Below are 11,822 nucleotides of genomic sequence, written 5' to 3' on the forward strand. Positions count from 1 at the left end.
ATAAACGTGGCTTTTCTCATCAGGCTAGCCACTTAACCTTTTCTCGCTGTACCTTTCTCTGAACATCTTCTTTCCCATAATACTCTCTTTGTCTGATTCCCCATTTGTTTAATAAACTCATTGTTTAACCTGATCTGAAGTTGTTATCAAACTGTGATAATCTTAAGTTATCTATTACCTACAGTGTATCTCTCATGTCTGTCTGGGATTCAATTTCATTTAACAATCGATTTACGACGTTACCTCGACTGTTCTATACCCCAATTCAACCTACACCTCTAAATAATGTCCAATGGCTTGCATGGAACCAAAACCTAGCCAGTGAACTCGGCTTTCCATCATTTGAGGACGTCTCTGATGAGTTGCTTGAAACTCTATCGGGCAACGTTGAACCAGAGCAATTTTTACCTGTAGCAATGAAATACGCAGGCCATCAGTTTGGTTCTTATAACCCCGATTTAGGTGATGGCAGAGGTTTGCTATTAGCACAAGTTGTCGCTAAAAGTGGTGAAACGTTCGATTTACACCTAAAAGGTGCAGGTAAAACACCGTATTCGCGCATGGGTGATGGGCGCGCCGTGATTCGCTCAACTGTTCGTGAGTATTTATGTAGCGAAGCGATGGCTGGGCTTAATATCCCAACGACACGTGCGTTGGCGATGATGACCAGCGACACGCCTGTTTATCGAGAGAAGCAAGAGTGGGGCGCATTGTTGGTGCGTGCTGCTGAATCACACATTCGTTTCGGTCACTTTGAACATCTGTTTTATACCAATCAGTTGGCCGAGCATAAATTGTTGGCTGATAAAGTCATCGAGTGGCACTTCCCTGAATGCCTTGATGAAGACAAGCCCTACGCTGCTATGTTTAATCAGATTGTTGACCGTACCGCGGAGATGATTGCGTTGTGGCAAGCGAATGGCTTTGCCCACGGGGTGATGAATACCGATAACATGTCGATTATTGGACAGACGTTTGATTACGGCCCGTTCGCTTTCCTAGATGAGTATGACCCGAGATTGATCTGTAATCACTCCGACTATCAAGGTCGTTATGCCTTTAATCAACAACCTAGAATTGGATTATGGAACCTGTCAGCTCTGGCTCACTCTCTGTCGCCGCTGGTGGAGAAAGCTGATTTAGAAGCTGCGTTAGAACAGTATGAGCCACAAATGAACGGCTATTTCAGCCAGTTGATGCGTCGTAAGTTAGGGCTGCTTTCTAAACATGAAGGTGACAGCCGCTTGTTTGAATCTATGTTCGAGTTGATGTCGCAAAATAAAGTTGATTACCCAAGGTTCTTTAGAACGCTGTCGAGCCTAGATACCCTGCCAGCGCAGGAAGTGATTGATTTGGTTATCGATCGTGATGCTACCAAGCTATGGCTGGATAACTATTTGCAACGCTGTGAACTCGAAGAGAGTTCAGTGGCAGAGCGCTGCGAAAAGATGAGACAGGTAAACCCTAAATACATCCTCAGAAATTACCTCGCACAGCTGGCGATAGATAAAGCCGAGCGCGGTGATAGCAGTGATATTGACGCATTAGTGGTGGTGTTGGCCGATCCTTATGCGGAACACCCTGAATACGAACATCTTGCCGCGTTACCACCAGAGTGGGGCAAAGCGATGGAGATCAGCTGCTCGTCGTAAAGCAGTACGTCAAATCAAACGAGTAGACAGAGGTCACTTAGTTGTGATCTCTGTCTGTTTGTTCTTCTAATTTTACAAACATATCAATAATCAAATGCTCAACCTGCCTATACACTATGTGAATAAGTTGTAAATTTGATAGGTTTGGGCGATGCCAACAAATACTCGAATTCTCGTGGTGGATGATGATCAAGAAATCCGCGAGCTGCTGGAAGAGTACCTCACAAAATCGGGTTTCGATGTCTCCTCAGTTGGAGACGGTGTTGAACTCGAAACTCACCTGCAAAGCCAAGGTTACCCAGACCTGATTCTTCTTGATGTGATGCTACCCGGTGACGACGGTTTTACCTTGTGCCAACGCGTCCGCAAACAATCGAATGTGCCTATCATCATGCTGACTGCGGTATCGGATGAAACCGATCAGATTATCGGCTTAGAAATTGGTGCTGATGACTACATTGCTAAGCCGTTTAGCCCACGCCAATTAATGGCGCGTATCAAAGCATTGTTACGCCGCGTTCAAGTGGTGGATGACAAACCCAATGATGCACTGCCAAAGCAAATCATTTTTGGTGATTGGACGCTCGATACGCTCGCACATCGAATTTCCCACAATGAAAGCTCAGAAGAGATGGACTTGTCGGGCAGTGATTTCTCATTGTTAATGTTGTTCCTTACTCGCCCTAATGAAGTGTTAGACCGAGATACTATCTCTTTCGCCACTAGAGGCCGTGAAGCGTTGCCTTTTGAGCGTGGCATTGATGTGCAGCTTAGTCGCCTGAGAAGCCGATTGGGTGACAGTGGTAAATATCCTCACTACATCAAAACCATGCGTGGTAACGGCTACATTCTGGCTGTGCCTGTGCATTATGAGCACTGAGCAAGAAGTCCTTATGAAGTGGTTGAGAAGTTTAAAGCCAAATTCCTTGGTTGCTCGAACCTTGTTATTAACCTTGTTGGCGGTGGTCATCGCTCAAGGTATCGCAACCTCTATTTGGTATAGCGAATCTAAACATAAAGAACTGGAAGGAATTCGTTCGGCCTCATCGAGCATGGCTAACATGTTTGCTTCAACGGTGACTTTTTTTCAGTCTCTGCCAGTCAAATATCGCCATATCGTATTAGACCAAATTCGAAATATGGGCGGGACGCGTTTCTTCGTCTCTTTTAATAAAGAGGCGTTGATTGTTGAACCGATCCCCGATACCCGCTTAAAAACCGCATCGATAGAAGCCATAGAAAGTGTGTTGAGTAACAAGCTTAATAAAGTGGAATCAGTACGTGTCGATTTCTCTCGTCCAGAGCATCTTCGTTTGCTTAAAAATGACATCTATTTGAGCGATCTCCCGCGATCGTGGGCACATCATACATTAACCTTAGAGCCTCTTAATCCTCCGATTCTGGTTGTTCAAATTGAATTAGCCAGTCATGAATGGGTGTACATTGCCGCACTGCTGCCTGCACCTTACGTAAAACTGGATGACACTATTCTTGGCCGTGAACAGGTGATCTTCTTGCTCTCTTCAACGCTGATTCTACTGGTGTTGACCTACTTAATGATTCGCCGCCAAGTTCGCCCACTTAAAAAGCTAGCAAGGGCGGCTAATGAAATGAGCATGGATATTCAACAGCCGCCGCTTAACGAAGAGGGGGCAACTGAACTGGTTACGGCGACTCGGGCTTTTAATCGAATGCAGCAACGTATTCGTCGTTATGTGGCCGACCGAGAACACCTTTTTTCTGCTATCTCTCATGACTTGAAGACGCCAATTACCCGTTTAAGGCTTCGAGCTGAGCTATTGGAAAGTGAGGTCAAGAAAGACAAGTTCAACAAGGATTTAGATGAGCTTGAAATGATGGTCAAGGGCGCGTTACAAGCGGTAAGAGATACTGACCTTCACGAAAACAACGCCATTATCGATCTCAATGAGATGATGCTCTCTGTGATTGAACTGCATAACCAAAATCAAACCTTGGTTGAGTTTGAGCCTACTGTGGTTGAACCGTTAGTCGCCAAGCCACTAGCGATTAAACGTGTGCTCACCAATCTTATCGACAACGCTGTGAAATATGGAACATCAGCTGAGGTCGATATCAGCAGTGATTCGGTGTGGGTTATCGTGACGATTCAAGACCACGGCAAAGGTATTCCTGAAGATAAACTTGAACTGGTGTTTGAACCATACTTTAGGCTTGCTACCGACGACCAAGGACACGGTTTAGGGCTCGGGATCTGCCGAAACATCCTGCACGGACACGGCGGAGATCTCATTATTCGTAACTCCCCTCAAGGCGGCTTAGAGGCCAAAGTCTATATCCCTAGAGGCCTAGAAGTGTAATGTAACAATTGTGTTACACTGGGCTTACCTTTTGTTTCAATCCTAAAAATCAAAATAAGTAGACTCTTTATTGAACCGGACGTCGAGTCCGCTAAACATGGAAGATAATAATGAAAATCAATAAAACCCTACTTACTCTATCTCTTCTTGCTGCCTCAACATTTTCTCAAGCTGGTGAAGTGGAAGTGCTCCACTGGTGGACTGCCGGTGGCGAAGCAAAATCCGCTGCGGTACTGAAAGAGATGATTGAAGAACAAGGCCATACATGGAAAGACTTTGCAGTGGCTGGTGGCGGCGGTGAAAGTGCGATGACCGTTTTGAAAACGCGAGCAGTGTCAGGCAACCCACCGTCTGCAGCGCAGATCAAAGGTCATGATATTCAAGAGTGGGGTGGTTTAGGTTTTCTAACGTCTCTCGATGCAACAGCAAAACAAGAGCAGTGGGATGAACTACTGCCAGAAGTTGTCACTAAAGTGATGAAGTGGGACGGCGAATATGTAGCGGTTCCTGTTAACGTCCACCGTGTTAACTGGCTTTGGGCTAACCCTGTCGTATTAGAAAAATCAGGTGTGACGGTTCCAACCACATTAGACGAATTCTTCGTGGCGGCAGACAAGATCAAAGCAGCAGGCTTTATTCCTCTGGCTCACGGTGGTCAACCTTGGCAAGACGCGACAGTCTTCGAAGCGGTAGCACTTGATGTACTAGGCAGTGAAGACTACAACAAAGCGTTCGTTGATCTTGATATGGACGTGTTATCTGGCGACAAAATGGTGGAAGTGTTCACTAAGTTTAAAAGGATGCGCGATTACATCGACAGCAACTCGCCAGGTCGTGATTGGAACGTCGCAACCTCAATGGTTATCAATGGCGAAGCTGCAATGCAAATCATGGGTGACTGGGCGAAAGGTGAGTTTACTGCAGCAGGCAAAGTGCCGGGTAAAGACTACATCTGTGCGCCAGCTCCGGGTACTGACGGTCAATTTACCTTCAACATCGATAGCTTTGCGTTCTTTGAGTTAAGTGACAAAGAGAACCAAAAAGCGCAGCAAGATCTAGCGAAAACCATTCTTACTAAAGATTTCCAAGAAGTCTTCAATCTGAACAAAGGTTCTATCCCTGTACGTCTAGATATGGACATGTCTAAGTTCGACCAATGTGCGTTGGATTCAATGGCAACCTTCAAAGCGAGTGCGAAGTCTGGCGATCTTGTTCCGAGTATGGCTCACGGCTTAGCGACGACAAGTTACGCTCAAGGCGCTATCTATGATGTAGTGACCAACTTCTTCAATGAGAAAGATGCCGATCCAAAAGAAGCGGCAGCTAAGTTAGCAAAAGCAGTGAAAGCGGCTATCTAATCTCATTTGGTTTAACACCAAACCCCCAGGGTGGGTAGGCTCGTAGGGAGCCTATCTGCTCTTCATTCCCAATTCTAATATGCGTGATGCTGATGTGGTGCCGAGAGGTAAGCCATCGGCTCGATTGTGCAACAAGGATAAGTTATGGAGCATGTTTTGACTGAGTCGACTCCAAAACCCACAAGGAGCCAGCCTGCGCCCAAGCCTAGCTTTGCTGACAGGTTGCAACATTGGTTACCCAAGATTGTACTGGCGCCGACCGCGTTAGTGACCGTGGTGTGTATCTACGGCTATATATTCTGGACGGCGGCGCTGTCGTTCACGAATTCTCGATTTTTACCGAGCTTCAACTTTGTCGGTTTAGCTCAATATGAAAAACTGATGGACAACGATCGCTGGATAACCTCAATCACCAACCTCGGTGTGTTTGGTTTTCTGTTCATGGCGATTGCTATCTTGTTAGGTGTGGGTTTGGCGGTATTGCTTGACCAGAACATCCGGCAAGAAGGCGCGATTCGTACCATCTATTTATACCCCATGGCTTTGTCATTCATCGTGACGGGTACAGCTTGGAAATGGATTCTCAATCCGGGGCTTGGTATTGAAAAATTGATGCAAGATTGGGGCTTCACCGACTTCAAATTCGATTGGTTGGTCGACTCTGAAATGTCGGTCTACACCTTAGTGATTGCCGCGCTTTGGCAGTCTTCAGGCTTCGTGATGGCGATGTTCTTAGCCGGTCTTCGTGGCATCGACTCTTCTATCATCAAAGCCGCTCAAATTGATGGGGCAAGCTTACCCACCATTTATCTCAAAATTATTCTGCCTTGCTTGCGCCCTGTGGTTTTCAGTGCGGTGATCATCACCTCACACATTGCGATTAAGAGTTTCGACCTTGTGACGGCAATGACAGCGGGCGGCCCAGGTTATTCATCGGATCTTCCTGCGCTATTCATGTACGCACACTCGTTTACACGCGGACAAATCGGCCTTGGTGCTGCCAGTGCCATGATGATGCTTGCGGGTATTTTAGCGATTCTCGTGCCTTACCTTTACTCTGAACTTAGGGAGAAAAAGTCATGATGAACAACATCAACTTTGCTCGAATGTTTATCTATTCAGCACTGCTTTTCTTCTGCTTGGTTTACCTAATGCCACTGTTTGTGATGGTACTGACCTCATTCAAAACCCTGCCAGACATTAAGGCAGGTAACTTGATGAGTTTACCGAAAGAGTGGGTGTTTGATGCTTGGTATAAAGCGTGGGACACCGCGTGCACTGGCGTAAAATGTGAAGGCATCAAAGGCTACTTTTGGAATTCGTTCCAAATGGTGATTCCTGCGGTCGCGATCTCGACATTGCTCGGTGCATTCAACGGATACGTAGTAACAAAATGGCAGTTCAGAGGTTCAAACCTGTTCTTTAGCTTACTGTTGTTTGGCTGCTTTATTCCGTTCCAAGTCGTCCTTCTGCCAATGGCGACCATGCTTGGCAAGATGGGCTTGGCGAACACAACCATCGGCTTGGTGATTGTGCATGTTATCTACGGCATGGCGTTTACGACTCTGTTTTTCCGTAACTTCTACATCTCGATTCCAGATGAACTGATTAAAGCGGCAAAACTGGATGGTGCAGGGTTCTTCACCATTTTCTTTAAGATCTTATTACCGATCTCTACACCCATCATCATGGTGACGGTGATCTGGCAGTTCACCGCAATCTGGAACGATTTCTTGTTCGGGGTGGTGTATTCAGGCTCAGAGACTCAGCCAATCACCGTGGCATTAAATAACTTAGTCAATACCAGCACGGGCGTTAAAGAATACAACGTCGACATGGCTGCCGCTATTATCGCCGCACTGCCAACGCTGTTGGTGTATGTCTTCGCAGGAAAGTATTTTGTTCGTGGCCTAACGGCAGGATCAGTAAAAGGATAATTACCCATGGCAACATTAGATTTAAAACAGATCCGTAAAACCTATCGCAACGCGGACAACGAAACGTTAAAGGGCATCGACATCAGTATCGATTCGGGGGAATTTTTGATACTTGTCGGCCCTTCGGGGTGTGGGAAATCCACCCTAATGAACACCATTGCTGGGCTAGAGAATATTAGCTCGGGTGAGATTGTGATTGATGGTGTTGATGTGGCTCAGGTTGAACCCAAAGACCGCGACATCGCGATGGTATTCCAATCATACGCACTTTATCCAAACATGACGGTACGCGGCAATATCGCCTTCGGCTTGAAGATCCGCAAGATGCCACAAGACGAAATCGATGCAGAAGTGAATCGAGTTGCTGAAATGCTACAAATCGAACAACTGCTTGATCGTAAACCATCACAGCTATCTGGTGGCCAGCGCCAACGTGTAGCAATGGGCCGTGCTCTGGCGCGTCGTCCTAAGCTGTATCTATTCGATGAGCCGCTTTCTAACTTGGATGCCAAGTTGCGTGTTGAGATGCGTCATCAGATTAAACGTCTGCACCAAAAGCTGAACACTACCATTGTTTATGTCACCCATGACCAAATCGAGGCGATGACTTTAGCGGACCGTATTGCAGTGATGAAAGATGGTGAACTGCAGCAACTCGGTACGCCGCAAGAGATCTACACCAAGCCAAATAACATGTTCGTGGCGGGCTTTATGGGTTCACCATCTATGAACTTCATTAAGACCATGGTGGATTTGGATGATGAGCAGAATCCAATCATCAAAGTGACGGGTACGGCTGAACAAGAGCATCACATTCGATTGCCACAAAGTATGCGTGAGCAAGATGGCAAAGAAGTGGTGATAGGCCTGCGCCCTGAACACATCACTGAGCAGGAGAGTGAAGATGTGTCGGCAACGACCAAGCTAGACTTGCAGTTAGAAGTACTAGAACCAACAGGGCCAGATACGATTGCTATGGTGAAAGTGAACGACCAAGAAGTGGCATGTCGCTTGTCGCCAGAATTTGAAGTGTCAGTTGGGCAAATGGCGCCGCTGCATTTTGACTTATCAAAGGCGGTATTCTTTGATGCTCAGACTGAAGCGAGAATTGATTTTTAGTTTTTGAGACAGTAGCTCAATGAGAGTCTAAGCTTAAACAAAGGCAGTATCACTAACTTATAATAAGTAACGTGATGCTGTCTTTTTTGTTGTTTTAGCCTGTTTTATTTCCTCACGAAAACAGAGGGATCAACGAGATAAATGGATTAACTGCAATAATATCGCTAATTAGCCTCCGTTAGCTCTATAAAGCTGACCGAGAACAGCGTAGGATCGCGCTACTTTAGACCAAATACTAGGTTGCACATTAGTGCATAAACAGAAGAATACATGAAACTAACAGCAAAACCCTCAGCTAGTAACGCTTTACTTATTTCTATTACGACACCGGACTTCAAAGGTGACGAAGCAAAAGAGTCTCTTGCCGAACTTGCTCGCTTAGTAACAACCCTAGGGTTTAAAGTGGTCGGTACCCAATCACAGCACCACAGTTCAACACAACGACAAAACGTGTTGGGCGCAGGTAAGCTTGCAGAAATTGCACACTTAACCGGTTACCAAGGTTCGATTGAAGAAGCCGAAGATGAAGATTTTATCGATGAATCCTTTGATTTTCGCGCTGGTATCGATGAGTTAGATTTTGATGATCTTCCATCTGAAGACGTGGAATTTGGTACTGCTGACGTAGTGGTATTTGACTGTGATTTGAGCCCATCTCAACTGCGTAATGTAGAAGCGCATTTGGGTGTCGAAGTGTTTGACCGTACTGGTATCATCATCGAAATCTTCAGCCGCCATGCTCGTACTCGTACCGCACGTCTGCAAGTTGAAATCGCTCGCCTAAACTACCTAGTGCCTCGACTGCGTGAAACAGCCGACGGTGATAAAGAGCGTCAAATGGGTCAAGGTGCTGGTGAAACTTCACTAGAGCTAGACCGCCGTAAAGTACGTGACCAAATTGCTGCGCTTAAGCGTGAGTTGGTTAGTGTTCAAGACGAAATGAAGAACCGACGCACACAGCGTTCGGAGCTTTTCACTGTTGCTCTGGTTGGCTACACCAACGCGGGTAAATCTTCGATGATGCGCGCTATGACAGCAACCGAAGTGAGCGGTGAAGATAAGCTTTTCGCCACTCTAGACACCACGGTTCGTGCGCTTCAACCAATTACTCAGCCGCGTATTCTGGTTTCAGATACAGTAGGTTTCATCAAGAAACTGCCACACGATTTGGTTGCTTCGTTCCACTCTACGCTAGCAGAAGCGCATGATGCTTCATTACTGCTCTATGTGGTTGATGCTTCTGACGTTTCATTCCGCGCACAACTTGAGGTGGTACATGAAGTACTAGCGCAAGTGGGCGTTGAGGGCAGTGAAAAACTATTGGTACTGAACAAGTGCGATAGATTGAGCGAAGAAGAACAGTTAGAGCTGATTGAAGAATTCCCTGATGCCATGCTGACCTCAACGCGTGACCCGCTCGATATCACCAAACTGCACAAGTACATTGTGGGTGTGGCTGAACAAGGCATGATCGAAGAAGAGATCACGATTCCTTATTCTGGACAAGGCATCATCGGTGAGATTCGCTCAAACATGAGTGTGGTGAAGGAAGAGTACGACTACGAGTGTATTAAGCTGACTGTACGTTCAAGTGCAATTGATTTAGCGCGCTTGAAAAAACGTATGCAGAAGTCTTAATCTTTTAGCTAGCCTGAAAAGAACAACCAAAAGAAAAGCGACCCGATAAGGTCGCTTTTTGTTTCGTGTCGCTTAGTAATTAGTTACTCGTCAACCAGCCCATTTCGGTCATTTACGCCATTCTTTGAGTTGGTTTCCAACGTGCTAGTTCTGGGGCAAGTTTGATACCTTGCGAAGTCAGCAGGTTAACACGAGCTAAGTAAGCCGCACCGTGCATCAGGTGCTTTGCAAGGTCGACCGCATTACGCTGTTGGTAATCATCTAGATAGCTGTCTTTTGCCCATGCGTTGAATGCGCCAAGTGCAGGGCCTGCCCATACTTGGTAATCCATTTCACGACCTTGTTCACCGGTGTTTGACCAACGGCTAGAAAGACCCAAGTACCAACGGAAAATCAACGCCATTTTACGCTTCGGATTGCCTTCAGCGCGTTCGATTTGTTTAGGGTCACGCTCGTTAAAGTGCGCGACTGTACCAGCCCAGATGTCATCCAATGTTGAACGGAATACCTGCTTCTCTAGCTTTTGGCGTTCTTCAGCTGGAATCGCTTCAATGGAGTCGTAACGCGTGTAGATCTCGTAAAGCTTGTTCGCACGCATTGGGAACAAGGTACCGCGCTTAACCACTTGCAGCTTCACGCCCATCTCGAACATGTCTGCCGCCGGAGCCATAGTCACGTCAGCCATTTCAGTTGTCGAAAGCAGCTTACGTGTGTGCTCGCTTGCGCCAGCCTCAACACAGGCTTGGTTGATTGAACCAGTAACAATGTATGCCGCGCCCATGTTAAACGTTGCTAGAGCGGCATCAGGCGTGCCTACGCCACCACCACAACCAACACGCAGCGGTGTTTTGAATTGGTACTGAGCTTGGATCTGTTCTTTCAATGCAAGAATCGTTGGCAGTAGGGTTACCAGAGGGCGGTTATCGGTGTGACCACCGGAATCGGCTTCTGCAGTAATGTCATCCGCCATTGGAACCAACTGTGCTAGCTCCATCTGTTCTGCTGTGATTCGACCCTCATCAACCAAGGCTTGCAGCATTTTCACAGGAGCAGGCTGCATGAACTTGCTTGCCACTTCGGTACGGCTCACCTTTGCGATGACTTTGTTGCCGATCTGGATTTCACCTTTTGCATCACGGCTAAGGCCAGCAGCACGATAGTGAACGATTTGCGGTGTTAAACCTAAGAAGGCTGAAGCCTCAACCGTTTTCACTTTGTGCTTCAAAAATAGCTCTACGCTGCCGCGCTCTAGTGCTGGTTCACTTGGGCTGTGAATCAGGTTGAACGCGTAAGGACCGTTTGGTAGCGCTGCTTGAATACGGTTGATCGCTTGCTCAACGCGAGACGGGATTAAGCCCGCCGCGCCAAATGAACAAAGAATACCAGCCTGACCAAGCGCAATTACAAGTTCTTCGGATGAGATCCCGTTGGCCATTGCGCCTGCGTAGTACGCGTATTTTACGCCATGGCAGCGACGAAACTCTTCGTCGCCCAAGCTTTGTGTACCGAGTGCAGGAGCAAAGGCGCTAACAGGTTGGCTGTTTGCGGCACTTGCTGAATCACCCGAGGTAATTTCAGCTTGTTGGCTTACGCCCAAGCCTTTTTCTGGATGGTTTACTACGTAACAAGCAAGGCTCAAGTCTTTTAAGATGGTCGACATGGCCGCGCTATCAAAGTGAGTTGTGTTCTCTTCAATCTGCCAAGGCCACGGAGATAGCTTTTCGTTATTAATTGTAGTTTGAGTTGTCATACTAAATTCTTTCCTAATTCTTTGTCTCT

Annotated in this window: 9 protein-coding genes; 8 read left to right on the plus strand and 1 reads right to left on the minus strand. The window is 46.7% G+C overall.

Annotated features, from left to right (window positions below; translation table 11 throughout):
• Window positions 1–194: 194 nt before the first annotated feature.
• From OCV12_RS04255 to hflX, 8 genes are all read left to right on the plus strand, one after another.
• Window positions 195–1,652 carry a protein adenylyltransferase SelO gene (locus OCV12_RS04255; RefSeq protein ID WP_261885419.1) on the plus strand — a complete coding sequence of 486 codons (1,458 nt, stop codon included), beginning with the start codon at window positions 195–197 and terminating at the stop codon, window positions 1,650–1,652.
• Between the two features lie 151 nt (window positions 1,653–1,803).
• Complete coding sequence (locus OCV12_RS04260) at window positions 1,804–2,532, plus strand: response regulator (protein WP_060468185.1); 729 nt, start codon at window positions 1,804–1,806, stop codon at window positions 2,530–2,532.
• A 13-nt stretch (window positions 2,533–2,545) separates the two neighbouring features.
• Entirely contained in the window at window positions 2,546–3,991 is a 1,446-nt protein-coding gene (locus OCV12_RS04265) for an ATP-binding protein (protein ID WP_261885420.1), read from the plus strand.
• Between the two features lie 110 nt (window positions 3,992–4,101).
• Window positions 4,102–5,349: an ABC transporter substrate-binding protein gene (locus tag OCV12_RS04270; protein ID WP_261885421.1), complete on the plus strand. Its 1,248-nt coding sequence runs from the start codon at window positions 4,102–4,104 to the stop codon at window positions 5,347–5,349.
• 144 nt (window positions 5,350–5,493) lie between these two features.
• Entirely contained in the window at window positions 5,494–6,432 is a 939-nt protein-coding gene (locus tag OCV12_RS04275) for a carbohydrate ABC transporter permease (protein ID WP_017060634.1), read from the plus strand.
• On the plus strand, window positions 6,429–7,286 hold the full coding sequence (locus OCV12_RS04280) for a carbohydrate ABC transporter permease (protein WP_048661487.1): 858 nt from the start codon (window positions 6,429–6,431) through the stop codon (window positions 7,284–7,286). Before OCV12_RS04275 ends, OCV12_RS04280 begins: the two co-directional genes overlap by 4 nt.
• A 6-nt stretch (window positions 7,287–7,292) precedes the next feature.
• Window positions 7,293–8,405 (plus strand): ABC transporter ATP-binding protein, encoded by a 1,113-nt coding sequence (locus tag OCV12_RS04285; RefSeq protein WP_017066148.1) that lies wholly within the window; start codon window positions 7,293–7,295, stop codon window positions 8,403–8,405.
• Between the two features lie 270 nt (window positions 8,406–8,675).
• A complete protein-coding gene (gene hflX / locus OCV12_RS04290) occupies window positions 8,676–10,043 on the plus strand; it encodes a GTPase HflX (protein ID WP_229647704.1) in 1,368 nt (455 codons plus the stop codon).
• A gap of 112 nt (window positions 10,044–10,155) precedes the next feature.
• On the opposite strand, the gene pfaD is transcribed toward hflX, so the two are convergent.
• Window positions 10,156–11,793, minus strand: a complete 1,638-nt coding sequence (pfaD, locus tag OCV12_RS04295; protein ID WP_261885422.1) for an eicosapentaenoate synthase subunit PfaD — start codon at window positions 11,791–11,793, stop codon at window positions 10,156–10,158.
• Window positions 11,794–11,822 lie beyond the last annotated feature (29 nt).

The sequence above is a fragment of the Vibrio pomeroyi genome (genome assembly GCF_024347595.1).
GTDB lineage: Bacteria > Pseudomonadota > Gammaproteobacteria > Enterobacterales > Vibrionaceae > Vibrio > Vibrio pomeroyi.

What these genes read in the sequence shown, in the direction of transcription:
- hflX (WP_229647704.1), top strand. Translation starts at nt 8,676, where the DNA reads ATGAAACTAACAGCAAAACCCTCAGCTAGTAACGCTTTACTTATTTCT.
- OCV12_RS04260 (WP_060468185.1), top strand. Translation starts at nt 1,804, where the DNA reads ATGCCAACAAATACTCGAATTCTCGTGGTGGATGATGATCAAGAAATC.
- OCV12_RS04280 (WP_048661487.1), top strand. Translation starts at nt 6,429, where the DNA reads ATGATGAACAACATCAACTTTGCTCGAATGTTTATCTATTCAGCACTG.
- OCV12_RS04255 (WP_261885419.1), top strand. Translation starts at nt 195, where the DNA reads ATGTCTGTCTGGGATTCAATTTCATTTAACAATCGATTTACGACGTTA.
- OCV12_RS04275 (WP_017060634.1), top strand. Translation starts at nt 5,494, where the DNA reads ATGGAGCATGTTTTGACTGAGTCGACTCCAAAACCCACAAGGAGCCAG.
- OCV12_RS04285 (WP_017066148.1), top strand. Translation starts at nt 7,293, where the DNA reads ATGGCAACATTAGATTTAAAACAGATCCGTAAAACCTATCGCAACGCG.
- OCV12_RS04270 (WP_261885421.1), top strand. Translation starts at nt 4,102, where the DNA reads ATGAAAATCAATAAAACCCTACTTACTCTATCTCTTCTTGCTGCCTCA.
- pfaD (WP_261885422.1), bottom strand. Translation starts at nt 11,793, where the DNA reads ATGACAACTCAAACTACAATTAATAACGAAAAGCTATCTCCGTGGCCT.
- OCV12_RS04265 (WP_261885420.1), top strand. Translation starts at nt 2,546, where the DNA reads ATGAAGTGGTTGAGAAGTTTAAAGCCAAATTCCTTGGTTGCTCGAACC.